The 23,358-nt window shown below is 68.9% G+C and carries 24 protein-coding genes; 5 read left to right on the forward strand and 19 right to left on the reverse strand.

Annotated features, from left to right (window positions below; all coding sequences use genetic code 11):
* Nucleotides 1-6: 6 nt before the first annotated feature.
* Nucleotides 7-1,056, forward strand: coding sequence for a tagatose 1,6-diphosphate aldolase (locus tag QTI51_RS20805; RefSeq protein ID WP_286515499.1), 1,050 nt, complete (start codon nucleotides 7-9; stop codon nucleotides 1,054-1,056).
* 39 nt (nucleotides 1,057-1,095) lie between these two features.
* Nucleotides 1,096-2,277, forward strand: coding sequence for a mandelate racemase/muconate lactonizing enzyme family protein (locus QTI51_RS20810; protein WP_286515501.1), 1,182 nt, complete (start codon nucleotides 1,096-1,098; stop codon nucleotides 2,275-2,277).
* Nucleotide 2,278: 1 nt separating this feature from the next.
* On the opposite strand, the gene QTI51_RS20815 is transcribed toward QTI51_RS20810, so the two are convergent.
* From QTI51_RS20815 to QTI51_RS20830, 4 genes are read right to left on the reverse strand one after another with little or no spacing between them, the layout of a single operon-like run.
* A complete protein-coding gene (locus tag QTI51_RS20815; RefSeq protein WP_286515502.1) occupies nucleotides 2,279-3,058 on the reverse strand; it encodes a sulfite exporter TauE/SafE family protein in 780 nt (259 codons plus the stop codon).
* Between the two features lie 10 nt (nucleotides 3,059-3,068).
* Entirely contained in the window at nucleotides 3,069-3,869 is an 801-nt protein-coding gene (locus tag QTI51_RS20820; RefSeq protein ID WP_286515504.1) for an HpcH/HpaI aldolase family protein, read from the reverse strand.
* A gap of 14 nt (nucleotides 3,870-3,883) precedes the next feature.
* Nucleotides 3,884-4,855, reverse strand: a complete 972-nt coding sequence (locus tag QTI51_RS20825) for a Bug family tripartite tricarboxylate transporter substrate binding protein (RefSeq protein ID WP_286515505.1) — start codon at nucleotides 4,853-4,855, stop codon at nucleotides 3,884-3,886.
* A gap of 34 nt (nucleotides 4,856-4,889) precedes the next feature.
* Nucleotides 4,890-5,828 (reverse strand): 2-hydroxyacid dehydrogenase, encoded by a 939-nt coding sequence (locus QTI51_RS20830; RefSeq protein WP_286515506.1) that lies wholly within the window; start codon nucleotides 5,826-5,828, stop codon nucleotides 4,890-4,892.
* A gap of 131 nt (nucleotides 5,829-5,959) precedes the next feature.
* Between QTI51_RS20830 and QTI51_RS20835 the strand changes: the two genes are divergently transcribed.
* Nucleotides 5,960-7,009, forward strand: coding sequence for a LacI family DNA-binding transcriptional regulator (locus tag QTI51_RS20835; RefSeq protein WP_286515507.1), 1,050 nt, complete (start codon nucleotides 5,960-5,962; stop codon nucleotides 7,007-7,009).
* Nucleotides 7,010-7,012: 3 nt separating this feature from the next.
* Here QTI51_RS20835 and araD read toward each other — a convergent pair whose 3' ends face one another.
* The 7 genes from araD to QTI51_RS20870 form a co-directional block, all read right to left on the reverse strand.
* A complete protein-coding gene (gene araD, locus QTI51_RS20840) occupies nucleotides 7,013-8,761 on the reverse strand; it encodes an L-arabinonate dehydratase (protein ID WP_286515508.1) in 1,749 nt (582 codons plus the stop codon).
* Nucleotides 8,762-8,829: 68 nt separating this feature from the next.
* Complete coding sequence (locus QTI51_RS20845) at nucleotides 8,830-9,639, reverse strand: aldolase/citrate lyase family protein (protein WP_286515510.1); 810 nt, start codon at nucleotides 9,637-9,639, stop codon at nucleotides 8,830-8,832.
* Nucleotides 9,640-9,654: 15 nt separating this feature from the next.
* Nucleotides 9,655-10,650: a Bug family tripartite tricarboxylate transporter substrate binding protein gene (locus QTI51_RS20850; RefSeq protein WP_286515511.1), complete on the reverse strand. Its 996-nt coding sequence runs from the start codon at nucleotides 10,648-10,650 to the stop codon at nucleotides 9,655-9,657.
* A 16-nt stretch (nucleotides 10,651-10,666) separates the two neighbouring features.
* On the reverse strand, nucleotides 10,667-11,470 hold the full coding sequence (locus tag QTI51_RS20855) for a shikimate dehydrogenase family protein (protein ID WP_286515512.1): 804 nt from the start codon (nucleotides 11,468-11,470) through the stop codon (nucleotides 10,667-10,669).
* A 7-nt stretch (nucleotides 11,471-11,477) separates the two neighbouring features.
* Complete coding sequence (locus tag QTI51_RS20860; protein WP_286515513.1) at nucleotides 11,478-12,305, reverse strand: carbohydrate ABC transporter permease; 828 nt, start codon at nucleotides 12,303-12,305, stop codon at nucleotides 11,478-11,480.
* The gene (locus tag QTI51_RS20865) at nucleotides 12,302-13,198 is read right to left on the reverse strand and encodes a carbohydrate ABC transporter permease (RefSeq protein WP_116913128.1); all 897 of its coding nucleotides are present in this window, start codon (nucleotides 13,196-13,198) and stop codon (nucleotides 12,302-12,304) included. Before QTI51_RS20865 ends, QTI51_RS20860 begins: the two co-directional genes overlap by 4 nt.
* An 11-nt stretch (nucleotides 13,199-13,209) precedes the next feature.
* On the reverse strand, nucleotides 13,210-14,577 hold the full coding sequence (locus QTI51_RS20870) for an ABC transporter substrate-binding protein (protein ID WP_286515514.1): 1,368 nt from the start codon (nucleotides 14,575-14,577) through the stop codon (nucleotides 13,210-13,212).
* 143 nt (nucleotides 14,578-14,720) lie between these two features.
* Between QTI51_RS20870 and QTI51_RS20875 the strand changes: the two genes are divergently transcribed.
* Both QTI51_RS20875 and QTI51_RS20880 read left to right on the forward strand, forming a co-directional pair.
* Entirely contained in the window at nucleotides 14,721-15,494 is a 774-nt protein-coding gene (locus tag QTI51_RS20875) for a FadR/GntR family transcriptional regulator (RefSeq protein ID WP_286515516.1), read from the forward strand.
* A 36-nt stretch (nucleotides 15,495-15,530) separates the two neighbouring features.
* Nucleotides 15,531-16,640, forward strand: coding sequence for an ABC transporter ATP-binding protein (locus tag QTI51_RS20880; protein WP_286515518.1), 1,110 nt, complete (start codon nucleotides 15,531-15,533; stop codon nucleotides 16,638-16,640).
* Between the two features lie 91 nt (nucleotides 16,641-16,731).
* Here the strand turns inward: QTI51_RS20880 and QTI51_RS20885 are convergent, their stop codons facing one another.
* From QTI51_RS20885 to QTI51_RS20920, 8 genes are all read right to left on the reverse strand, one after another.
* Entirely contained in the window at nucleotides 16,732-17,082 is a 351-nt protein-coding gene (locus QTI51_RS20885) for a DUF3817 domain-containing protein (RefSeq protein WP_286515519.1), read from the reverse strand.
* Complete coding sequence (locus tag QTI51_RS20890) at nucleotides 17,079-17,876, reverse strand: creatininase family protein (RefSeq protein WP_286515520.1); 798 nt, start codon at nucleotides 17,874-17,876, stop codon at nucleotides 17,079-17,081. Before QTI51_RS20890 ends, QTI51_RS20885 begins: the two co-directional genes overlap by 4 nt.
* The gene (locus QTI51_RS20895; RefSeq protein WP_286515522.1) at nucleotides 17,873-18,874 is read right to left on the reverse strand and encodes a tripartite tricarboxylate transporter substrate-binding protein; all 1,002 of its coding nucleotides are present in this window, start codon (nucleotides 18,872-18,874) and stop codon (nucleotides 17,873-17,875) included. Before QTI51_RS20895 ends, QTI51_RS20890 begins: the two co-directional genes overlap by 4 nt.
* A gap of 117 nt (nucleotides 18,875-18,991) precedes the next feature.
* Nucleotides 18,992-19,690, reverse strand: coding sequence for a DJ-1/PfpI family protein (locus QTI51_RS20900; protein ID WP_286515524.1), 699 nt, complete (start codon nucleotides 19,688-19,690; stop codon nucleotides 18,992-18,994).
* On the reverse strand, nucleotides 19,687-20,097 hold the full coding sequence (locus QTI51_RS20905) for a RidA family protein (protein WP_286515526.1): 411 nt from the start codon (nucleotides 20,095-20,097) through the stop codon (nucleotides 19,687-19,689). The genes QTI51_RS20900 and QTI51_RS20905 overlap by 4 nt, the downstream gene beginning before the upstream one ends.
* 18 nt (nucleotides 20,098-20,115) lie before the next feature.
* Nucleotides 20,116-21,075: a helix-turn-helix transcriptional regulator gene (locus QTI51_RS20910; protein WP_286515528.1), complete on the reverse strand. Its 960-nt coding sequence runs from the start codon at nucleotides 21,073-21,075 to the stop codon at nucleotides 20,116-20,118.
* 266 nt (nucleotides 21,076-21,341) lie between these two features.
* Nucleotides 21,342-22,241 (reverse strand): isocitrate lyase/PEP mutase family protein, encoded by a 900-nt coding sequence (locus tag QTI51_RS20915; protein ID WP_286515530.1) that lies wholly within the window; start codon nucleotides 22,239-22,241, stop codon nucleotides 21,342-21,344.
* 7 nt (nucleotides 22,242-22,248) lie between these two features.
* Nucleotides 22,249-23,226, reverse strand: a complete 978-nt coding sequence (locus QTI51_RS20920; RefSeq protein ID WP_286515531.1) for a Bug family tripartite tricarboxylate transporter substrate binding protein — start codon at nucleotides 23,224-23,226, stop codon at nucleotides 22,249-22,251.
* Nucleotides 23,227-23,358: the final 132 nt, after the last annotated feature.

Genomic DNA, 23,358 nt, shown 5'->3' on the forward strand with positions numbered 1-23,358 from the left:
CTCACCATGACCACGCCCGCCCTCCACCTCGGCAAGAAATGGGGCATGCGCCGCATGGCCACGCCCGAAGGCCACTTCACCATGGTCGCGCTCGACCAGCGCCCGCCGATCGCGCAGCTCATCGGCGCCAAGCTGGGCATCGCGCCGGCCGACGTCAAGTTCGCCGACATGGCCAACGTGAAGCGCACGCTGGTCGATGCGCTCGGCGCCCACGCCAGCGCCATGCTGTTCGACCCCAACTACGCTTTTCCGGCCGCGCTGCAGAAGCTGCCCGCGCACACCGGGCTCGTCGTGACGCTGGAAGACCATCGCTTCCGCGACACGCCGGGCGGGCGGCTTTCGCACTCGATCAACGACTGGAGCGTCGAGAAAATCAAGCGCGCCGGCGGCGATGGCGTGAAGGTGCTGGCGTGGTACCGCCCCGACGCCGAGCCCGACGTCATCGCGCACCAGAAGGACTACGTGCGCAAGATCGGCGAAGAGTGCCGCCAGTGGGACATTCCGCTGGTGCTGGAGCTGCTCGTGTACCCCTTTCCAAAGAGCGAGCGCCACACCGTCGACTACATCGAGTCGCCAGAGAAGATGCCGGAGCTGGTCATCGAGAGCGTGCGCGAGTTCGCCAAGCCCGAATACGGTGTCGACCTGTTCAAGCTCGAAAGCCCCTTGCCCGGCGCCACGCTGCCCGCGCGCGACGGCAGCGCCGCCCACAAGGCCGCCCAGGCCTGGTTCGACCAGATGGGCGCGATCTGCAAGGGAGCGAACATTCCGTGGGTGATGCTGTCCGCGGGCGTGACCTCGCCGCAGTTCGTGCGCGTGATGGAGTACGCCTACGCGGCCGGCGCGCATGGCTTTCTCGCGGGCCGCGCGGTGTGGTGGGCCGCGTTGCAGAACTTTCCCGACCTCGAACGCTGCGCCGAGCAGCTTCGCGACGAAGGCAGCGCCACGCTGGCCGAGCTCGAAGCGCTCACGCTGCGCGCCGGCAACGCCTGGCACGCAGACTACAGCGCCTTCGACAGCATGAAGACCGAAGGCGAGTTCTGCGCCGCCTATGCCTGACAACGTGCGCGGGGCAACCACGCGCATGACAATCGACGCATGACTTCGAACGCAACGGACCCACGCACCTCCTTCACTGTCGAACGGCTCGACGTCTTCGTGTTCCGCGCACCGGCCGACCCGCCGGTGCAGACCTCGTTCGGCATCATGCGCGACCGCCCGGCCGTGCTGGTGCGCGTCACCGACGCGGACGGGGTGCAGGGCTGGGGCGAGATCTGGTGCAACTTCCCGACCGTGGGGGCCGAGCACCGCGCGCGCATGACGCTGGCGTATTGCAGGCCCGCCGTCATGGGCCGCGCGTGGTCGCATCCGCGCGAGTGCTTCGACGAACTCACGAAGCGCTTCGCGGTGCTCGCGTTGCAGACCGGCGAACACGGCACGCTGAACCAGATCGTCGCGGGCGTCGACACGGCCCTGTGGGACCTGCACGCGCGCCGGCAGGGCTTGCCCCTGTGGCAGGCCCTGGGAGGTGCACAGGCTCAGGCCCACGCGCAGGCCGTGCAGGTCTACGCCTCGGGCCTCAACCCCACGGAGCCCGACAAGCTCGCGCTGCAAAAGCGCGACGAAGGCTATCGCGCATTCAAGCTCAAAGTCGGCTTCGGCGCCGAGCGCGATCTGGCCAACCTGCGCACGCTGCGCGACGCACTCGGCAACGAGGCCACGATGATGGTCGACGCCAACCAGGCCTGGGACTTCGACGAAGCCTGCAAGGCCGGCGAGCGCATGGAAGATTTCAACCTGCTGTGGCTCGAAGAGCCCTTGCGCGCCGACCAGCCCGCGCTGCGCTGGAAGGAGCTCTCGCAGCGCCAGCCGATCACGCTCGCAGGCGGAGAAAACCTCGCCGGATTCGCGCAGTACCGCGATTTCATTTCCACCGAAGGCATGGCCGTCATCCAGCCCGACCTCGGCAAATGGGGCGGGCCCAGCGGGTGCCTCGAAGTGGCGAAGCAGACCATTGCGGCAGGCAAGTGGTATTGCCCTCACTGGCTCGGTGGGGGCATCGGGCTGGTCGCGTCGATGCATGTGAAGACGGCCGTGGGCGGGCCGGGTTATGTCGAGGTCGACTCGAACCCGAATCCGCTGCGCGAGCTGCTGGCTGTGCCCAACTTCAAGGTGAACGACGGCTGGGTGCAGCTGTCGAACGAACCCGGTCTCGGCGTGGTGCCGGACCTGGCCGCGTGCAAGGGCTACGTGGTCGAGGTGCCGATGGTCGGGGTCTGATTCAGCCCTGAGCGATCGCAACCCACGCGGTCGCGATCAGCGTCGAGCCTGCGGCGGCCAGCAGGCCGGCCACCAGCCACTTCAGCGTTTCGGGCTTCAGCCGGTTGGGCAGCTTGTGATGCAGCCGCGTGGCGCCGTAGACCACCGGCAGCGCGCACGCGGCCAGCAGCGCCGAGCGCAGCGAGAAATGCCCCGCCGCCAGCACGATCACCAGGCGCACCAACGAGTTGAATGCAAACATCAACAGCAGCGCGCGCCGCACCAGCTCGCGGTCCAGCGGCTGGCGGTACATGTGGAAGACGATGGGCGGCCCCGAACTTGCGAACAGCCCGCCCAGAATGCCCGACAGCCCGCCGATGAGCCCGAAGCTCCAGGGCCCCGACACCCGCGCCAGCGGCTTGCCCTGCAAGACCAAGAGCGCCGCGCATCCGAGGATCGACACGCCCAGCAGCCCGCGCAACCACGACACCGCGCTGCCGCTGAGCCAAGCCAGCAGCATCAGCCCGGCGATGACGCCGACCGTGCTGCCGTTGAGCGCAGGCTTCATCAGGCGCCACGGCACCACGCCGGGCCGTGCGCGGAAATAGGTCCATGCATTGACCAGGCTCAGCACCATGGCCGCGTTGGCCGCGTCGCTCACGCTCGCGACATGCAACACCGACACCATCCCCAGCAGGACCAGGCTGAAGGCGAAGCCCGTGAGGTTCTGCGTGTAGGTGGCCAACGCCACGCACAGCATGAAGACCAGCACCGGGCCGGCCTGGGCGCACAGTTCCGACACCACCCCGGCTTCAATACACGCTGCTGTCGAAGCCGCGCGCCAGGCTCGGCCGGATGGCCTGGATGAAGGCCGTGGCCTGCCGCATCATCATGCCCATGTCCGAGGCCACCGCCACGAACGAATAGCCCATGGCGACGAAGGTGGACACCACCTCGGGCGTCGGCCCCACGATGCCGCAGGGCATGCCGATCTTGCGGCAGCGCGCGGCCACGTCGGCGATCACGGCCTGCACCTCGGGGTGCAGGATGTCGCCGATGTGGCCCATGTTGGCCGACAGGTCGCCAGGACCGAGGAACAGCGCGTCAACGCCCTTCACCGCGGCGATGTCCTCGAGCGCGGCCACGGCCCGCGGGGTCTCGAGCTGGATCACGGTGAACACCGACGCGTTGGCGCGCGCGTTGTAGTCCTTCGCGGTGCCGTAGCCGCTGGCGCGGTGCACGGCCGCGTAGCCGCGAATGCCTTCGGGTGGGTACTTGGCATACGACACGGCGCGGCGCGCGTCTTCCGCGCTGTCAACAAAGGGCACCATCACCGTCTGCGCGCCCAGGTCGAGCGCGCGCTTGAACAGCACCGGGTCGTTGGCCGCCAGGCGCACCACGGCGGCGGCCGGCGTGCCGGCCAGCGCCTGCAGGATGTGCAGCGTGTCGCGCTCGTCGATGGGCACGTGCTCCTGGTCGACCAGCAGCCAGTCGAACCCGGCGCGGCCCAGTGCCTCGGCGGTGCTGGCGATGCCAGACATGAGCCAGGTACCCAACGGCGTGCCGGGCTGGGCGAGGCGGTGGCGGAATGCGTTGTGAAGAGGGTCGTTCATGCGATGTGTGGGGTTCAATCGATCTGGATGTCGGCCTGCTTGACCACGGCGGCCATGGCGGGGGTGTCCCTGGCGATCAGCGCGCCCATTTCCTGCGGCGTGGACGACAGCACCTCGTAGCCCTGCGCCTCCAGCGGCTTGCGGAACTCGGGCGACTGCAAGATGCTGCGCATCTCCTTGTTCAGGCGCTCCACCACCAGCGCGGGCGTGCCGCTGCGCACCAGGATGCCGTTCCACACGATGTTCACCACGCCGGGCACGCCAGCCTCGGCGAAGGTGGGCACGTCGGGCATGACGGGCGAGCGCTTGGTGTCGGCCACCGCGAGCACGCGCACGCTGGCGGCTTTCTTGTACGAGACGACGGCAGGCAGGTTGTGGAACATCATCGGGATCTGGCCGGCGAGCACGTCGTTGAGCGCGGGCGGGCCGCCCTTGTAAGGCACGTGCGTGAGCTTCACGCCGGCCTTGTCCTGGAACTCCACGCCCGTGAGGTGCATGGTGTTGCCGTTGCCGGCCGAGCCGAAGACGAGGTCGCCGGGCTTCTTCTTCGCGGCCACCACGACATCGGCGACGTTCTTGTACGGCGTGGCCGCCCCCACGACGAGCACATTGGGCATCTGGTGCGTGAGCGTGACGGGTTGCAGGTCTTTCATCACGTCGTAGCTCAGCGACTTGTAGAGCGCGGGGTTCACCGTGAGCGTGCTGGTGGACCCCAGCAGCATCGTGTAGCCGTCCGCCGGCTGGCTGCGCGCCACCCAGGCCGAGCCGATGTTGCCGTTGGCCCCTGCGCGGTTGTCGATGATCACGGGCTGGCCCAGCCGCTGCGCCAGCGCCTGCGCGAGCGGCCGCGCGATCTGGTCGGCCACGCCGCCCGCGGGGTAGGGCACGACCAGCGTGAGCGGATGGTCGGGGAAGGTGCCTTCGGCGCGGGCCGTGAGCACCGATGCGAATGCGAGAGAGGCTGCGATGGCCAATCGTCTTTTCATGTCTGTCGTCTCCTTCAGTACGTGGGGCAAAAGCTCAGTCGACGGCGGTGGGCAATGCCTTGCCTTCGGCGAAGGCCACGAGGTTGTCCAGCACCAGGGCAGCCATGGCGCGGCGCGTCTGTACCGTGGCGCTGGCGATGTGGGGGGTCAGCACCACGTGCGGCAGCGAGAGCAGGGCCTCGGGCACGCCGGGTTCGTTCGCGAACACATCGAGCCCCGCGCCCGCGAGGCGCTTCGATTGCAGGCGTTCGACAAGTGCCGCCTCGTCGACGACCGATCCACGTGCCACGTTCACCAGAACGCCGTTCGCACCGAGCGCGTCGAGCACCTGCGCGGAGATCAGGTGCCTGGTGTCCGGGCCTCCCGGCGTGACGACGATGAGCGCGTCGGCCCACTCGGCCAGCGCCGTCGGCGTCGAGAAATAGTCATAGGGCACGCCCGGCTGCCGCGTGCGGCCGTTGTAGCCCACGACGGTGTCGAAGGCCGCGCATCGCTGCGCGATCATCCGGCCGATGCGGCCCAGCCCGACGATGCCGATCTTGCTGCCGGCGAGCTGCCGTGCCAGCGGAAACGCCCCCTTCAGCCACGCGCCGTCGCGCACGAAACGGTCGGCCGCCGGCAGCTGGCGGAACACGCCCAGCAGCAGGGCCAGCGCCAGGTCGGCCACGTCCGTCGACAGCACGTCGGGTGTGTTCGACACGGCAATGCCCTTGCTGCGCGCCCATGCGATGTCGATGGCGTCGTAGCCCACGCCATTGCAGGCGACAAGGCCCAGCCCTGTGAGATGGTCGGCCATGCCGGCCGGCACGCCGACCATGCCGTTGGTGATGAGCGCGCGCACCTCCTTGCCGCGCGACGCGAGGAAGGCCGGGCCGTCTGCCACTTCCTTCCACGCGATCACCTCGTAGTCGGAAGCGAGTCGTTCGAGGAGATCTGCAGGAAAGGGCGTGATGGCGAGCAGGACAGGAAGCATCGGATCGGCGTTGTATGAGTGAAGAATGTTACCGCTAACATCGCACTCGAATGTATAGTTCGGCGCCGTTCGAGTCAATGCCTGTGCCCCCGAAGAAACCCCTCCCCGCTTCCCCCGCAGAAGAGCCGCGCGTGCGCGCGCCACGACGCAAGCTGGCCACCCACACGATCCACGATGTGGCGGCGCTGGCGGGCGTGTCGTCGATCACGGTGTCGCGCTATTTCAATGCGCCCGACAAGGTGTCGCAGGCCGTGCGCGAGCGGCTGCGCGAGGTGATCGCGGCCACCGGCTACGTGCCCAGCCAGGTCGCGGGACGGCTCGCCTCGGGCCAGGGGCGCGTGGTGGGCGCGGTGATGCAGAACACGGCCAGCACCACCTTCGCCGACCTCGTGCGCGGCATGAACGACGGCTTCGACGCGGCCGGCCTGCAACTGCTGCTGGCCAACACCGACTATTCGCAGCAGCTCGAGGAGCGCGCGGTGCGCGCCTTCGCGGGCTGGCACCCGAGTGCCCTCATCGTCACGCGCGACGACCACACGCCCGACACCGAGGCGCTGCTGCGCGCGGTGCGCGTGCCGGTCGTCGAGACCTGGGGCGTGGTGCCGGGGCGGCCTTTTCACCAGGTCGGTTTTCCGCACGAGCAGGTGGGCGTGGAACTGGCGCGGCACTTCATCGCGCAAGGCGCCAGGCGCATCCGCTTCGCGATGCGTCCGGTGGCGCAGGACTTTCGCGCGCAGCAACGTTCGATGGGCTATGCGTCCGCGATGCGCGAGGCCGGCCTGAAGGTGGACATCGTCACGACCACCGAGGCGGCCGATGAATTCGAAGCAGGCGCCGAGGTGATGCACCGCCTGCAGCAGGAGCCGAAACGCACGCGCGCGCAAGCCATCGTGTTCGCCAACGACAGCATGGCCGCCGGCGCGATCCTGCAGGCGCCCTCGCTCGGACTCGAGTTGCCGCGCGACTGCGCCGTGTCGGGCTTCGGCGACGCGCCCATCGCGGCGCGCCTGCACCCTGCCCTCACCACCATGCGTCCCGCGCCCTACGAGATCGGCATGAAGGCCGCGCGCGTCGTGCTGGAGCTGATGGCGCAGGCGCCGCAAGGCAAGCCCGCGCCGCCGCAATTGCACGTCGTGCCCTGCCGGCTCGTCGTGCGCGACAGCTCGCGCATCGTGCGCTGAGGCTCAGTAGATCGGCGGCTCCGGCGTCGGCGCGTTGCCGGCCAGGCTCAGGAAGTCGCAGCCCAGATGGGCCTGCGTGACCTCGTGCTGGAACAGCTTCGTGTAGCCGCGCGTGTAAGGCTGCGGGGGCGCTGTCCAATGCCTGCGGCGCTCGGCGAGTTCCGCGTCGGAAACCAGCATATCGAGGCTGCGCGCGCCGATGTCCAGGCGCACCACGTCGCCCGTCTTCAGCAACGCCAGCGGTCCGCCGACGGCCGACTCGGGCGACACGTGCAGCACGCAGGTTCCGTAATGCGTGCCGCTCATGCGCGAGTCGGAAATGCGCAGCATGTCGCGCACGCCCTGCTTCAGCAGCTTCCTGGGGATGGGCAGGTTGCCCCACTCGGGCATGCCCGGGCCACCCACGGGCCCGCCGTTGCGCAACACGAGCACGGTGCTGGCGTCGCAATCGAGGTCGTCATCCGCCATGGCGGCGAGCATGTCGGCGTTGGAATCGAACACCAGCGCGCGGCCCTCATGGCGCAGCAGTTCGGGCGTGGCCGCCGAGGGCTTGATCACCGCGCCATCGGGGCACAGGTTGCCGCGCAGCACGGCCAGCGCAATGCCGGCCTCGGGGCACTCGGGCGTGCCCCGCTTCAGCGGCGCCGCCGGGTCGAGGATGGTGCCGTCGTCCTCCGAAGGCCACTGCGCGATGTCTTCGCCCAGCGTGCGACCCGTGACGGTGAGCGCCGACAGGTCGAGGTGCGACGCGATCTTGTTGAGCACCGCCGGCAGGCCGCCCGCGTAGTGAAAGTCTTCCATCAGCTTCTCGCCCGACGGATAGAGGTTGGCGATGACGGGCACGCGGCGCGCGACGGCATCCAGGTCGTCGATGGTCAGCTCGATGCCCGCGCGCCCCGCCATCGCGGGCAAGTGCACCGCCGCGTTGGTGGAGCCGCCCAGCGCCATGTAGGCCGTGACGGCGTTGAGGAACGAGGCCTTCGTCACGATGCGCGAAGGCTTCAGGTCTTCCCACACCATGCCGACGATGCGCTCGCCGCAGCGCCACGACATGCGGCTGTGCTCCGAGTCGACGGCCGGGATGCTCATCGCGCCCGGCAGCGTGAGGCCCATGGCCTCGGCAATGGCGGTCATGGTGCTGGCCGTGCCCATGGTGTTGCAGGTGCCTGGCGTGCGCGTCATGTGCGCCTCCAGCTTGATCCATTCGGCCTGGCCGATGTTGCCGACGGAGCGCTCGGCCCAGAACTTCTTGGTGTGCGTGCCGGCGCCCACGGCCTGGCCCTTGTAGCGGTCGTTCATCATCGGGCCGGCGGGCAGGAAGATGGCGGGCACGTCCATCGACAGCGCCCCCATGATCAGCCCCGGCGTGGTCTTGTCGCAGCCACCCATGAGCACGGCGCCGTCGATGGGCAGGCTGCGCAGCAGCTCCTCGCACTCGATGGCCAGCAGGTTGCGATAGATCATGGTGGTCGGCTTGACCATCACTTCGCCCAGGCTCAGCGCAGGCAGCTCCAGCGGATAGCCGCCGGCCTGCAGCACGCCGCGCTTCACCGCGTCGGCGCGCTCGCGCAGGTGGGCGTGGCATGGAGAGAGTTCGCTCCAGGTGTTGATGATCCCGATGACGGGACGGCCCATGAACTCCTCGCGCGCCAGCCCCTGCTGCTGCATGCGCTGGCGGTGCGCGAAGCCGCGGATGTCGTCGCTCGCGAACCAGCGCTGGCTGCGCAGCTCGTCGAGAGGCTTCTTGTTCATGGTCGTCGTTGTCTTTGCGGGAGCGTCTTCTTTGGGCATGCGTGGGGTCTCTGGAAATCGGGTGCGGGTCAGTAGGTGGCGGGCCCGTCGGGCGTCTTCGGCGCGCCGCGCTGCTTGAAGCGCGCGGCCACGTCGTCGGCGGTCTTGCGCAGCAGCACCTGGTCGTTCGCCACCGCCACGAAGAGCGCGCCGAGGTCCAGCAGTTCCTGGGCGCGCGGCTCGTCGTTCATGAGGATGCCGGGCGCCTTGCCGCACGCCAGGACGCGCGCAATGGCCTTGTCGACGGCGGCGCGCACGGTCGGGTGATTGACCTGCCCTGCGACGCCCATGCTGGCCGACAGGTCGCCAGGGCCGATGAACACGCCGTCTACACCGTCGACATTGGCGATGTCTTCGAGCCGCTCCAGCGCCTCGGCCGTCTCGACCTGCACGAGCACGCAGATTTCGTTCGAGGCCTCGGCCACGTACTTCGCGTCGCGGCCGAACTTCGAGGCGCGCACCGTGCCGCCCATGCCGCGCACGCCGTGCGGCGGATAGCGCGTGGCGGCCACGGCGGCCTCGGCCTCTTCACGCGTCTGCACGAAGGGCAGCAGCAGCGTCTGCGCGCCGATGTCCAGGTACTGCTTGATGAGCACCGTGTCGTTCCATGGCGGGCGCACCACGGCGTTGGTGGGGCGATCGCGCTCGGCCTGCACCGCCTGCAGCTGGCGCAGCATGGTGGTCGGGTCGCCGGGCGTGTGCTCCGCGTCGAGCAGCATCCAGTCGAAGCCGGCGCCGGCCAGCAGTTCGCAGATGTAGGGGTCGGGCAGCGTCGACCACAGGCCGATCTGCGGGATCTTGGCGGCGAGTGCGTGCTTGAAGGCGTTGCGTGCAGGCATGGTGTGTTCGTTCTTTCAGTCGATCTGGACGTTGCCGGCCTTGATGACCTCGGCCATCGCGGCGTAGTCGGCTTTCAGCCGGTCGGTGAATTCCTGGGGTGTCGATGAGAGCACGTCGAAGCCCTGCTCTTCCAGCGACTTGCGAAAGGCCGGCGTCTTCAGGATCTCGACCATCTCCTTGTGCAGGCGCTCGACCACGGGCGCGGGCGTGCCGCTGCGCACCAGCATTCCGCTCCACGCCAGCTGCACCACGCCGGGCGCACCGGCCTCGGCCATCGTCGGCACGTTCGGCAACAGCTTGGAACGCTGCGTGTCGGCCACGGCCAGCACGCGCACGCGGCCACCCTTTTCCTGGCCGAGCACGGCCGAGAGGTTGTGGAACATCATCGGGATCTGCCCGCCCATCACGTCGTTGAGCGCGGCAGGCCCGCCCTTGTAGGGCACGTGGATCAGTTGCGTGCCGGTCTTTGCCTCGAACTGCAGTCCCGTGAGATGCATGGTGTTGCCGTTGCCGGCCGAGCCGAAGCTCAGCGTGCCCGGCGCCTTCTTCGCGGCAGCGACCACGTCGGCCACCGTCTTGTACGGCGTGGCCGCGCCGACCACGAGGACGTTGGGCGTCTGGTTGGTGAGGGTGATCGGCTGGAAATCCTTCAGCGGATCGAAGCCGGTGGCCTTGTAGAGATGCGGGTTCACGGCCAGCGTGCTGACCGAGCCGAAAAAGATGGTGTAGCCGTCGGCTGCCTGGTTGCGCGCGACGTAGGCGGCGGCGATGTTGCCGTTGGCGCCGGGCCGGTTGTCGATGATCACGGGCTGGCCCAGGCGCTGCGACAGCAACTGTGCGAAGGGCCGCGCGAACTGGTCGGCGGCGCCGCCCGCCGGCTGCGGTACGACGAGCGTGACGGGCTTGGCCGGATACGACTGCGCCAGCGCGGAGCTCGCCGCCAACGCCATGGCCGCAACGGCCAAGGCGGAAAGGGCCACGGCGGCCCGGCGGTTGGTCTTGTTCAGCATGAGGTCTCCTGGATTTTCAATGCGGGGGGTCGCCGCGCCAGAAGGCGATCTGCGCGGCGATCTGGTGATCGATCATGGGTTTGCCGCCGATGACCTTCAGGCCGCGCGCAGCGCAGGCGCCCATGAGCTCGGTGTCGCGCGCGGCAACGATGTCGAACAGCGCGGCGTCGGTGCGCAGCAGCGCGGCATCGAAGGGCATTGCATCGCCCTCGTGGAGGCCGAGCGAGGTGGCGTTGATGGCGAGGCCGGCCTGGCCGATGCCTTTTGCCTCGGTGTCGGCGGCAATGCCCGGGAAGGCCTTGCGCAGCGCGTCCACCAGCTGTTCGGCCCGCCCGGGCTCGCGGTCGACGATGTGGATGGTGCGCGCACCCTCGGCCGCCAGCGCGAACGCGATGGCCGTGCCCGCGCCGCCCGCACCCACGAGCATCACGGCGCCATCGGTTCGGAGCACGCCGTTCGCGCGTGCCGCCTCGACGAAGCCCACGCCGTCGAAGCTCTCGCCCGACCACTGGCCGTCTGCGTCGAGCCGCATCGTGTTGACCACGCCGGTGCGCCGTGCCTCGGGGCCGAGCCGCGCGCACAGCGCATGCGCGGCGGCCTTGTGCGGGATCGTGAGGTTCAGCCCCTGCAGGTTGCGCACGCGCGCGAGCTGCGCCACGATGGCCGCGAAGTCGTCGGGGTGCACGCCCATGGGCACCTGGCACCAGTCGAGGCCGGCGGCCGCGAAGGCCGGGTTGTAGAAGCGCGGCGCGCGCACATGATCGACCGGGTGCGCAAGGATGGGCACGAGGCGGGTGGCACCGCTGAGGTTCGCCGGCACCACCGCGTCAGCCCTTCACCGCGCCGGCAGTGAGCCCGCTGACCAGGTAGCGCCGCACCAGCATCGAGAACAGCAGCACCGGCGCCATCACCAGCGAGCCGCCCGCGGCGATCTTGCCCCACTCCCAGCCTTCGTAGTTCATGAAGTTCACCACCGCCACGGGGGCCGTGCGCGCGTCGGTGCGCGTCAGGATGAGCGCGAAGAAGAAGTCGTTCCATGCATACAGGAAGCACAGGATGGCCGTGGCCGCGATGCCCGCCGTGGCCATGGGCATCACGATTTCCATGAACACGGTGGCAAAGCCCGCACCGTCCATCAGCGCCGCCTCTTCGAGCGAGGCGGGCACCGCATCGAAGAAGGGCTGCATCATCCAGATGACCAGCGGCAGGTTGAAGGTCATGTAGATGAGGATCAACCCCGTGCGCGTGTCCAGCAGCCCCAGCCAGCGGTAGGCCAGGAAGAACGGGATGGTGAAGGCGATGGGCGGCGCCATGCGCGTGAGCAGGATGCCCAGGCCGAGCCCGAAGCGCCCCCGCCCCGTCCATCGCGACAGCGCGTACGCGGCCGGAATGCCCAGGACCAGTGCCAGCAAGGTCGACACCACGCTCGTGACGAGGCTGTTGACGAAGGATTCCGGAAAGCCCGCCTGCCACAGCCCCACGTAGTGCTCCAGCGTGGGCATGAACAACATGCGCGGCGGAAACTCCAGGATCATGGGCGTCGGCTTGAACGACATCTGCAGCAGCCACAGGAAAGGCACCAGCATGACGAACAGGACCAGCGGCACGGCCCAGCGTGCCAGCGGCCAGCGCCGCCTGAATGAAGGCTTGCTCATTCGGCACCTTTCGTGCGTTGGCTCAGGCGCATCGCGCCCCAGCTGATGACCACCGTGGCCACCAGCAGCACCACCGTGATGGCGCTCGAATAGCCGAGTTCGCCGAAGTTGAAGGCCACCAGGTAGGCGTAGTAGTTGGTCACCTCGGTCACCGAGCCGGGCCCGCCGCCGGTGAGCAGGAAGATCAGCGGAAACGCCTTGATGCTGTCGATGAGGCGGAACAACGTGCACACCAGCAGCACGGGCGCGATATAGGGCAGCACGATGTGGCCGAACACGCGCCACGCGTCCGCACCGTCCATTCGAGCGGCCTCGACGTACTCCGCCGGCAAGGTCTGCAGCGCGGCCAGCACCATGAGGAAGGTGAACGGCGCCCATTCCCAGGTGTCGGCGATCACGATGGCCCACAGCGCGAAGTCGACGTGCGTGGTCATGGCCGGCAGCGCCACCCCCAGCATGCGCGCGGCCTGGTAGATGGGGCTGATGTCGGGCGTGTAGATGAGCTTCCAGATCACCGCCACCACGATGGGCGGCAGCACCATCGGGATGACGAACAGGTGCCGAAGCGACTGCCAGCGCTCCTGCCCGGAATGCACGAGCAACGCGAGGCCCGTGCCCAGCAATACCTGGAGCACCACCGTGTAGACAGACAGCCGTGCCTGCACCAGCAGCGAGCCCACGAAGCGTTCGTCGCCAGGCAGCAGCTGGTAGTTGCGCAGCGGCTCCGAGAAATCGCCCAGGGAACCCGGGTTGACCAGCGCCCCCGGCGTGAGGCTGGTCACCAGCAGGAACAGCGTGGGCAGCCCGGCCACCACCAGCAGGAAAAGCAGGCTGGGCGCAATCGCCATCCGCACGAAGCGGCGACGCTGGCCTTCATAGGAAGCGGCTGGCATCGTGGAAAGGCTCAGACTTTCACGCCGGCGCGTCGCAGCGACGAGAGGGCCTGCTCCTGCGCCTGCTTCATCGATTCGGCGGCCGGCACCTGGCCCGACACCACGCGCTCCACGGCCTTGTTGACGACATCGCCCACGAGCGGGAACTCCTTCACCGTGCGGTAGGCCATGTAGTTCTTCGTCTTGCCGGGTTGCTCCAGCACCTCGAGGTACAGCTTGCCGAGGTCCTGCCCGTTGATGGTGTTGATGCGCTTGTATTCGGCGCTCTCGATCACCGAGCGCCGGCAGATCGAGGGGTGGCCCGTGTCCTTCACGATGCGCGCGGTGAGTTCGGGGCTCAGCGTCCACTTGATGAACTCCCACGCGGCTTCCTTGTTCTTCGCGTTCTTGGGAATCCCGAGGCCCTGGCTGTTCGACGCCGGGAAATCACCCTTCGGGCCGGCCGGCATGCGCGTGACGAGCGCCGTGTCCTTCACCTTGCTGTCGGGCGAGGTGAGCATGGCGCTGACCCACGAAGACGAGTGGATGAAGATGTTGGAGCGCCCACCGATCAGTGCCGAGCGCGCCTGGTCCTCCGTGTAGCCGAGCACGCCCTGAGGGCTGTATTTGCTCAGCAACTTGCAATAGAAGTCCGTCGCCGCGACCGAGGCGGCGCTGTCGAGCGCCGGCTTGATGTCGCTCGGCGGGTTCACGAACAGGTCGCCGCCAAAGCCCTGCACATAGGGCGGCAGGAACCAATGGTGCAGATTGGAGCTGACGAAACCTGTCACGCCCTCTTGCCCGTGGATGGCCTCGGCCGCTTTCATGAGCTCGTCGAACGTCGCGGGCGGTTGCACGCCGCGTTTCTTCATGAGGTCCATGCGGCTGATGCCCATGAGCATCGCCCCGCCCTCCCATGCAAAGCCGAAGTTCTTGCCGGCCTTGTCCTGGTACGGCAGCTGCGCGCCCTTCACGAAGTCGTCGGGGTTCCAGCTCGCGGGCGTGAGTTTCTTGTCGGCCGTGAAGTCGCTGAGGTTGGCCAGCAGGCCCGCCGCCACCCAGCGCGCGGCCAGGATGAAAGTGACGTTGCAGAAGTCCCAGGAATTGCCGCCGGAGGACAGCTCCAGGTCGGCCTGCTGGTTGTAGACCGGAAAGGCCGAGAGCTGCAGGTCGACCGTCATGCCGGTCTGTTGCTCGAACTCGGGGATGTACTTGCGCAGGATGTTGAAGAAGCCGTGCTGGTAGGCCGCGCCGCGCAGCTTCACGCCCGCGAACGGCTTGGCCTGCGCAAGCGCAGGAAACGCCAGCGTGCCGCCGGCGCCAGCCGCTACGCTGGCGGCAGCCACCTTCAGCAGGCGGCGGCGTTGCGAGTTGATGTCGAGAGAGGTCGGGAGGCTCATGGTCTTGTCTCTTTCTGCCGGATCATCGGTATCGCCTGCTGGCGCTTGAGTTGAATATGACAGACAAATAGATTCTAATTCCTCATGGATAACCCGAAACAAAGGGCCAATTCAGGTGGGATAAGCTTATTTCCGAAAATAATATGTCCGACCATAAAGAAGAAATTGAAAACCAACCCACCGCTTCGCGGCGCGGCCCCCTTGCTGTGACCGAGGCGCTGGCGCGCCGCGTGGTGGCGGGCGAATGGGGTGACGGCGCCGCGTTGCCGACCGAGGTGGAACTGGCCGAACAGCTTGGCGTGGCGCGCACTTCGGTGCGCGAAGCGCTGACGCGGCTCAAGGCCAAGGGCCTGATCGCGTCGCGCCAGAAGGCCGGCACGCGCGTGCTTCCGCACGCCCAATGGAACATGCTCGACGAAGACGTGCTGCGCTGGACCTGGTCGGGCAACGACCGCGCGCAGATGGCGCGGCACCTGATGCAGCTGCGGCGCATCGTGGAGCCCGCGGCCTGCGAGATCGCGGCCGCTTCGGCGACCGACGCCAGCATTGCCGCCATCGAGCGGGCGTACCGGATGATGGACGCCGCGGGCATGGACGCAGTGGCCTATGCCGGACCCGACCTGGAGTTCCATCGCGCCATCCTCAACGCCACCGGCAACCCGTTCCTCGTGGCATTCGGCGCCACCATCGAGGCGGCCCTTCGCACCTCGTTCGAACTCTCGACGCGCCAGCCCGGTGCCCCGCGCAAGAGCCTGCCGCTGCATCGCGACGTGCTCGACCAGATCTGGGCACGCAAGCCCGCCGAGGCACGCCGCGCGATGGAGGCACTGCTCGGGCTGACCGAGTCGAACATCCAGCGCGGCGTGGCGAAGGCGGCGGAAGCCGCTGCCGCGCCCTCCCTTCCCCCTTCTTGCTGACTTCCGGCGACCACGCCCCCAAAGGACACACGCGACATGGCCGACATACGACTGCAATCCATCAGCAAGCGCTTCGGCGATGTCGAGGTCATTCCCGGCATCGACCTCACCATGCCGGACGGCCAGGTGACGGTGCTGCTCGGCCCCTCGGGCTGTGGCAAGTCGACCTTGCTGCGCATCATCGCGGGACTGGAAACGCCCAGCGGCGGCGAGGTGCTGATCGGCGGGCGCGTGATGAACGACGTGCCGCCGGCAGACCGCGGCTGCGCGCTGGTGTTCCAGAACTACGCGTTGTATCCGCACAAGACGGTTCGGCAGAACCTGGCCTTCCCGTTGCGCATGGCCAAGGTCGACGCGGCCGAGCAGGCGCGCAGCGTGGACGACATCGCGCGCACGCTCGAACTCACGCCGCTGCTGGAGCGCTACCCGCGCCAGCTCTCGGGCGGCCAGCGCCAGCGCGTGGCCATGGGCCGCGCGATGATCCGCCGGCCCGAGGTGTTCCTGTACGACGAACCGCTCTCGAACCTGGACCTGGAGCTGCGCGTGAAGCTGCGCCTCGAAATCGCGCGCATGCAGCGCACGCTGAAGGCCACCGCGGTGTACGTGACCCACGACCAGACCGAGGCCATGACGCTGGCCGACCAGATCGTGGTGCTGCGCAAGGGCCGCATCGAGCAGGTGGGCTCGCCGCTGGCGCTGTACCACGCGCCGGCCAACCTGTTCGTGGCGGGCTTCATCGGCACGCCGCGCATGAACCTGTTCAAGGTCGATGCCGCGCAGCGCAATGAAGGCGGCACGCTGCTGCGCATGGGCAACGTCACGCTGCAGGTGCCGCAGCGGCTGAGCGGCGAAGTGGCGACCCTGGGGTTCCGCGCCGAGCAACTGCGCATCGGCCAGCCGGCGCCGGGGCAGGTGAGCATTGCGCTCGACGGGTGCGAGACCCTGGCCGTGGAGCAGCTGGGCGACCGCGCTTTCTGCTACCTGCGCTCATCGCTGGGCGAGCTGGTGCTGCTTACGCCGGGCACCCAGACAGACGTACCGCGCCAGCTGACGCTGTCCATTGCGCCGGAAGCCCTGCATTTCTTCGACGGCAACGAGCAGGCGCTCGTGGCCGAGGACATTCCGGAAACGGCGGCCATGTCCTAGAAAACGGCTCCCCGACGATTCCCGCCGCCACGGCGAACTGGCAAGTGCCGGCGTAGCCGACCGACCCGCACTGCCATGCGGAGGGCGCGGGTCAAGCCGGGTCGGCCATCTCGTCCAACCTGCGCCGGATGAACGGGTCGTTGAAGAAGGTGCCCATCGGCACGAGCGCGACACCGCACAGGCGCAGCGTCCAGCGCCAGCCCCACCCTTCCGCCAGCGCGACCCGCACCGAAAGCCACAGGTAGCACAGGAACACCAGCCCGTGCACCGGCCCCGCGGCAGACACCAGCCCCGGGGCACCGGCCAGGTGCTTCATGGGCACGGCAACACCGAGCAGGAAGAGCAGCGTGATCCCTTCGGCCAGGCCCAGGCCACGCAGCACCTTCAGCCAACGGACACGGCCGGCCCGGTCTTCGCGCACCACGCCGTCACCATGCGTCATTCGGGCGCCCACAGCCGCTCATCGCCAAGATGCACGGCCAGCGCGTCGGCCGCGGCCTCGAGCAGCAGCGCGCCCTTGCGCGCCGACGCCAGGTGCGGCGTGCCGACGACGCCCGACGCCGACCAGTGCGCCATGTTGCGCCAGCGGTGCATGCCGCCGGCCTGCAGGAAACCGGTGGGCGGTGCGTCGACGCTGCAGGCCGCGGCCGCATCGACGAGCTCGGGGCGCAGGTGCATCACCATCGAGGTCTCGGCCTCGCAGGCGTGCAGCAGGTTGGGCTGCCCCTCGAGAATGCGCGAAAACGCGGGCGCGGCCACCATCCAGTAGGTGGCCGTTGCGAGCGGCATCGCCAGCTCGACGCCCAGCAGGTCGACGATCACCGTCAGCGCCGCCATGTTGCCGCCGTGGCCGTTCAGCAGCAGCACGCGCCGGTAGCCCTGGCGCTGCAACGACCGCACCACGCAACGCACGAAGGCCAGCAGCGTGGAAAAGTCGAGCGTGAGGCTGCCGGGGTTGTGCATGTGGTGCTCGGCCAGCGACACCCAGAGCGTGGGCAGCACCAGCACCGGGGCATCGGCGCGCTCGGCGGCGCGGCGCGCAACCTCCGTCACCAGCAGGCTGTCGACCTCCACCGGCAGGTGCGGGCCATGCTGCTCGGTGGAGCCGATGGGCAGGACCGCCACGGTGTGCGCCAGGGCCGCGCGATCGAACTCGGTGCTCTTCAGCCGTTCCCAGCGGGTCTGGCGAGCCTGGCCTGGCGCGGCCTCCACTGAGGTGTCCACTGCGGCACTCATTGCGGCTTGTAGTTCACGGCCGTCATCAAGCTGCGCACCGTGCCTTGCGAGGCCGTGAAGGTGCGTTCCAGGTCGGCTGGCGTGCCCACCTGCGGCTGCAGCGCATAAGACAGCATGCGCCGCGACACGTCGGGCATGGCCACCACCTTCTGCACCGCGGCGTGGATGCGCGCCACCTCATCTGCGGCCATGCCGTGCGGCGCATACACCGCCAGGAAGTCGGAAGCCGCGAGCTCAGGCATGCCCGCGTCGGCGAACGAGGGCACGTCGGGCAGCAGCGCGGTCTTGCGCGTCACGGCCAGCAGCTGCAACGACGCGCGGTACTGCAGCACGTCGCTCACCGGCACGACCGCGGCGGCCACCTGCCCGCCCAGCAGGTCCTGCACTGCCGGGCCGCTGCCCTTGTAGGCGATGGGCTGCAGGTCGGTGCCGGTCAGTTGCGCGAGCCGGCCCACCAGGAACTCGGGCGCGCTGCCCGGCGCCGGCACCGCGATGTTGCGCTCCCTGGGGTTGGCGGCGAAGTACGCGGCCAGCTGTTTCACGTCGTGCGCGCCGGTCTTCGCATGCGCGGCCAACACCAGCTCAAAGGTGGCGAAGGGGCTCACCGGTTGCAGGTCGGCCCGTGTGTCGAAGCCCGGCGCCTTGAGCACCAGCGGCACGGTGACGACCGTGTGCCCGTTGGTGAAGAACAGCACCGAGCCGTTGGGCGAAGCCGCCTTCACGTAGCGCGCGGCAATCTGCCCGCCCGCGCCCGCGCGGTTCTCCACGATCACCGGCTGACCCAGCAAGGCGGGCAGCTTCTCCGCGAGGATGCGCGCGCCGATGTCGGCGGACCCACCAGCCGGGTAGCCCACCACCAGCGTGATGGGCCCCTTGTAGGGTTCGGCGGCCGCCGAGCCCGCGAGCAGCCCCAGCAGGCACACGGCAGCCAGCCGGCGCCACCAACCCCATGCACGCCATGCACACCACACACGCAACCCACCCGATGCAACCGTCATGAAGACACTCCTCGGCGCACCGTGCGCCATGTGCTTCGAAGCGTAGGAGTTGCCTGCACACGGCCCGCCGCGTTCCGGCAGGCGCCGACGGTTGCCGGCAGCGATTTCAGGTGCGCGTCAGCATGCCCAGCCCTGGCGAAGCGCGATGCGCTGTGCCGCCGCCATGCGGGCCTCGGTCGACTTCGCCACCTTCATGCGCACGCGCTGCACCAGCTCGGCGGGTGCGGTGGCCGGCGAACCCGTGTCGAAGGGCGGCTGCGGCGCGTACTCCATGCCCAGCTGCATGGCCTGCGCGTGGGCATCGCCGTGCAACGCGGCGGCCACGGTGAGCGCGAAGTCCAGCCCGGCCGTGACGCCGCCGCCGGTGATGCGGTTGCGGTCGACCACCACGCGCCGGTGCACGGGCTCGGCTCCGAAGTACGGCAGCACCTCCATGGCCGTCCAGTGCGTGGCCGCCTTGTAGCCGCGCAGCAGGCCGGCCGCCCCGAGCACCAGCGCGCCGGTGCACACCGAGGTGATCCAGCGCGCATGCGGCGCGCGCTGAACGAGAAAGTCGATCGTTTCCTCGTCTTCCATCAACGGATTGACGCCGGGCCCGCCACCGATGAAGAGCAGGTCGAGCGCGGGCGCGTCTTTCATGCGCAGCGTGGGCAGCTCGCGCATGCCGATGTCGGTGACCACCGGTTCCAGCGTCTTCGCGAGCACATGCACCTGCGAACCGGGCAGCCGGGCGAACACGTCGAGCGGGCCGGCGAAGTCGAGGCTGGTCATGCCGGGAAAGACCAGCATGCCGATCTGGAAAGGCGCGGTGCTCATTGCACGGCCTCCACCGCTGGCGCCGTGGCCACCGCGGTGCATTCGATCTCCACCAGCATGCGCGGGTCGGGCAGCGACAGCACCACGCTGGTGGTCCGCGCGGGGTATGGCCCCGGGCCGAAGACTTCGGCGTAGCGCGCGTTCATGGCAGCCACGTCGTCGGCTCGCACGAGCAGCACGTTCACCTTCAGCACCGCGCCCAGCGTGCTGCCGCCCGCACGCAGCAGTTGCGCCAGCGCCGCCATGGCCTGGTCGAACTGGGCGACGAAGTCGCCCTCGTCGATGCGGCCGTCGTCGTGGTAGCCGGGCGTGCCCGAGACGAACAACAGGTCGCCGAGGCGCGTGGCGCCCGACAGCGGCGGCGTCTTGAAACGCCCGGGCGAGGGAATGTGCGTGATTGCGTGCATGGCAAGGTTTTCGGAGGGTCAGGAATCGCAGGGGTGGGCTCGCACCGTGCGTGCAGGCGCCTCGCCGTACTGGCGGCGGTACAGCACCGCGAAGTGCCCGGCGTGCGGGAAGCCCCAGCGTGCGGCCACGTCGCCCACGCTCCCGTGGCCACGCTGCAGGTCGGCGCGTGCCGCGGCCAGCCGCGCCGCGCGCACGTAGGCCGCGGGCGTGGTCTGCAAGAAGCGCCGAAAGCCGTCGAACAGCGCACGCGTGCTCACGCCGGCGTGGGCGGCGATGTCCGCGGTGGCCGGCGCCAGATGCAGGTTCGCGTGAATGAATTCCTCGGCGCGCCGCACATGGCGCGGCGCGATGGCGGGCTGCGGGCGCAACAGCGCCTCGCTGTGGTTGTGCGGCTGCGCGAGCAGCAGCGTGGACAGCACCATGCCTTCGAGCGCCGACATCGCCGGCGCCGGAAAATCCGCCAGCGCGCTGGCTTCCACCGCCGCCAGCGCCGCGGCCACCGGCTCCCATGCCGCCCACGCCGGCGAACCGCGCGCCATGCCGCGCGCGAACGACAGCGGCGTGGCCGGCCGGTAGCCCAGGTCTTCTTCCAGCCGGGCGTTCACGCGCTCCATGGCCACGCGCAGCACCAGCATGTCGGCCTCGCGCCCGTAGACCACCTGCGCCACGCTGCGGGCATCGATGAGGGCGTAGTGGGCCGCGTCCATGGGCGTGCTCGCGTCGTCGAAGCTCGCCAGGCCGAAGCCCGCGCGCGGCATCTGCACCAGCAGCACGTTGGCGCGCTCCTCGGGCCGCACCACGGCCTGCGCCCCGTAGCACAGGGAACTGACCGACATGGCCGGGGTGATCGATCGGATCGAGAAACGCAGCCGAAGCGACTGCCCGTGCTGAACGCTGACCCGGTGGCGAGACCACTCGCTGTTCAGTATCCGGTTGCCCTCGGGCAAGGAGTCGCTTCGGTAGCTTCTGCTTTGCATGGTCTCTCCGTGTGAAGACAACAATCCGCTGGATCACCGCTTGCACCACGCAGAGGTTCACAGCCTGTGGAGGCTAGGGCATGCGGCGCGGGGCGATGCCGGATTCCGGCAGGCGCCTACAGATTCCGGCAGCGCAACTGCCGAGCGGGCATTGCTGATCTTCTGCGAACAACCACGATCCGTCGAGCCCGAGCCCCTCGTCGACCAAGAGCTAAGCCACCTGAAGGCCCCACCCCTTCCACCCTTGCGCTCCCGCGCTGCGTCGCCTACACGTACAGCCGCTCCAACGCATCCCACTCCGGCTTGCCGACCAACCGCTGCCGCTCCTCGAAAGTAGCGACAAGCCCGCCTTCTTCCGTCAGCTGCCGCGAATCCCGCAGCACGCCCAGCGCCTTCTGCATGCCCACCACCGCGCCCTGCAGCGCGGCATTGGCGTACAGCACGAAGCCATAGCCGAGCTGCCCCAGTTCATCCGCGCCGAAGGTCGGCGTCTTGCCGCCGATGACCATGTTCATGAGCTGCGGCTTGTCCAGGCGCCGGGGCATCGCGCGCACTTCCTCGGCCAGCGTCACGGCCTCGACGAACAGGATGTCGGCGCCCGCCTCGCTGAAGCGCTGCGCGCGCTCGATGGCCGCCTCGAAGCCGTGCACGGCCGCGGCGTCGGTGCGCGCCATCACGAGCAGGCCGCTGTCGTGCCGCGCATCGACGGCGGCCTTGATCTTGCCGAGCATCTCGTCGGTGTCGATCACGGCCTTGCCCGAGAAATGGCCGCAGCGCTTGGGGCTGACCTGGTCCTCGAGCTGGATGCAGTCCGCGCCCGCGCGCTCCAGCACGCGCACCGCGTGCCGCACGTTCAGCGCGTTGCCGAAGCCGGTGTCGGCATCGACCAGCAGCGGCAGGTTCGCCGCGTCGCGGATGCGCGCCGTGTGCTCGGCGATTTCATGCAACCCCATGAAGGCCTGGTCGGGCAGGCCGAGGTACATGTTGGTCACGCCGGCGCCGGTGACGTAGATCGCCTCGAAGCCCAGGTCTTCGATGATGCGCGCCGACATCGCGTTGAAGGCGCCGGGCACCAGCACGCCGCGGCGCGCGTCGGCCAGGCGGCGCAGGGCCTGCTTCGGGTTGGCGTCGGGCTTGGGGGGCGTGTTGAGTTTGGTGTCGTTCATTCGGTGCTCAGTCTTCCTTCATGCCCGTGGCCTTCACCACGCCGCCCAGGCGCGTGCGCTCCTCGTCGACGAACTTGGTGAAGCTCGCGCGCGTGCCGCCGATGGGCTCGATGCCCATGTCCTTCAGGCGCTTGGCGGTCTCGGGCGACTTCATGGCCGTGTCGATGGCCGCGGCCATCTTGTCGAGGATGGCATCCGGCGTGCCGCGCGGCGCGTGCACGCCGGCCCAGTGCGCGATGCGAATTTCGGGGAAGCCCTCTTCCGCGGCCGTCGGCAGCTCCGGGTAGGCCGAGATGCGCTGCGACCAGGTGCCGGCCAGCGCCTTCAGCTTGCCGCTCTTCAAATAAGGAAGCACGACGATGCTGGCTTCCGACGTGGCCTCGACCTGGTTGCCGAGCACCGCGGTGATCGACTCCGAGCCGCTCTTGTAGGGCACCACGTCGAGCTTGCCGCCGTACTTGGTTTCCAGCAGGCCTTCGACGAAATGCGGCGTGCTGCCGGTGCCGGCCGTGGCCCAGTGGAAGCCGCTGCCCGACTTTTTCGACGCGGCGATGAACTCTTTCAGGTCCTTGTACGGCGCGTTGGCGGGCACCACCACCACCGAGGGCGCCAGCGCGATCATCGCCACCGGCACCAGCGCGTCGTCCTTGTAGGGCATGTTCTTCTTGATCATGCTGTTCGACACCACGCCGGCCGCGCTCACCAGGAAGGTGTAGCCGTCGGGCGCGCTCTTGGCGACCACGTCCGCGCCCAGGATCGCGCCCGCGCCGGGCTTGTTGTCGATCACCACGGGCTGGCCGAGCTGCCGGGACGCACCCTCGGCCGCGGCGCGTGCCATCAGGTCGTTGGCGCCGCCGGCGGAAAACGGCACGACGAGCCGGATCGGCTTGGTGGGCCAGCCTTGCGCCAGCGCGCCCGCGGGCAGCGCGAAAGCCAACGCGGCCACGGTGGCGCAGGTCAGGGTGGAAAGACGGCGGAAGTTCATCTGTTGGCTCCTTTGTTTGTGGAAAGTCATGGCCTGCGGGCAGGTCACCGTCGTGAATTCGCAAACGCTGTGCCACGTGGGAAGTGCGGACGGATTAGTCGCATAAGTCGTTGAATTCAAAGGAGTCACCGG

Source organism: Variovorax sp. J22G73, from assembly GCF_030317035.1.
Classification (GTDB): domain Bacteria; phylum Pseudomonadota; class Gammaproteobacteria; order Burkholderiales; family Burkholderiaceae_C; genus Variovorax.

Bases quoted from the DNA above. Each gene is read 5' to 3' on its own strand.
- QTI51_RS20830 (WP_286515506.1), bottom strand. From the start codon at position 5,828: ATGCTTCCTGTCCTGCTCGCCATCACGCCCTTTCCTGCAGATCTCCTC.
- QTI51_RS20885 (WP_286515519.1), bottom strand. From the start codon at position 17,082: ATGACGCATGGTGACGGCGTGGTGCGCGAAGACCGGGCCGGCCGTGTC.
- araD (WP_286515508.1), bottom strand. From the start codon at position 8,761: ATGAACAAGAAGCCTCTCGACGAGCTGCGCAGCCAGCGCTGGTTCGCG.
- QTI51_RS20805 (WP_286515499.1), top strand. From the start codon at position 7: ATGACCACGCCCGCCCTCCACCTCGGCAAGAAATGGGGCATGCGCCGC.
- QTI51_RS20880 (WP_286515518.1), top strand. From the start codon at position 15,531: ATGGCCGACATACGACTGCAATCCATCAGCAAGCGCTTCGGCGATGTC.
- QTI51_RS20915 (WP_286515530.1), bottom strand. From the start codon at position 22,241: ATGAACGACACCAAACTCAACACGCCCCCCAAGCCCGACGCCAACCCG.
- QTI51_RS20875 (WP_286515516.1), top strand. From the start codon at position 14,721: ATGTCCGACCATAAAGAAGAAATTGAAAACCAACCCACCGCTTCGCGG.
- QTI51_RS20860 (WP_286515513.1), bottom strand. From the start codon at position 12,305: ATGAGCAAGCCTTCATTCAGGCGGCGCTGGCCGCTGGCACGCTGGGCC.
- QTI51_RS20920 (WP_286515531.1), bottom strand. From the start codon at position 23,226: ATGAACTTCCGCCGTCTTTCCACCCTGACCTGCGCCACCGTGGCCGCG.
- QTI51_RS20910 (WP_286515528.1), bottom strand. From the start codon at position 21,075: ATGCAAAGCAGAAGCTACCGAAGCGACTCCTTGCCCGAGGGCAACCGG.
- QTI51_RS20850 (WP_286515511.1), bottom strand. From the start codon at position 10,650: ATGCTGAACAAGACCAACCGCCGGGCCGCCGTGGCCCTTTCCGCCTTG.
- QTI51_RS20865 (WP_116913128.1), bottom strand. From the start codon at position 13,198: ATGCCAGCCGCTTCCTATGAAGGCCAGCGTCGCCGCTTCGTGCGGATG.
- QTI51_RS20825 (WP_286515505.1), bottom strand. From the start codon at position 4,855: ATGAAAAGACGATTGGCCATCGCAGCCTCTCTCGCATTCGCATCGGTG.
- QTI51_RS20890 (WP_286515520.1), bottom strand. From the start codon at position 17,876: ATGAGTGCCGCAGTGGACACCTCAGTGGAGGCCGCGCCAGGCCAGGCT.
- QTI51_RS20900 (WP_286515524.1), bottom strand. From the start codon at position 19,690: ATGAGCACCGCGCCTTTCCAGATCGGCATGCTGGTCTTTCCCGGCATG.
- QTI51_RS20905 (WP_286515526.1), bottom strand. From the start codon at position 20,097: ATGCACGCAATCACGCACATTCCCTCGCCCGGGCGTTTCAAGACGCCG.
- QTI51_RS20845 (WP_286515510.1), bottom strand. From the start codon at position 9,639: ATGCCTGCACGCAACGCCTTCAAGCACGCACTCGCCGCCAAGATCCCG.
- QTI51_RS20895 (WP_286515522.1), bottom strand. From the start codon at position 18,874: ATGACGGTTGCATCGGGTGGGTTGCGTGTGTGGTGTGCATGGCGTGCA.
- QTI51_RS20810 (WP_286515501.1), top strand. From the start codon at position 1,096: ATGACTTCGAACGCAACGGACCCACGCACCTCCTTCACTGTCGAACGG.
- QTI51_RS20870 (WP_286515514.1), bottom strand. From the start codon at position 14,577: ATGAGCCTCCCGACCTCTCTCGACATCAACTCGCAACGCCGCCGCCTG.
- QTI51_RS20820 (WP_286515504.1), bottom strand. From the start codon at position 3,869: ATGAACGACCCTCTTCACAACGCATTCCGCCACCGCCTCGCCCAGCCC.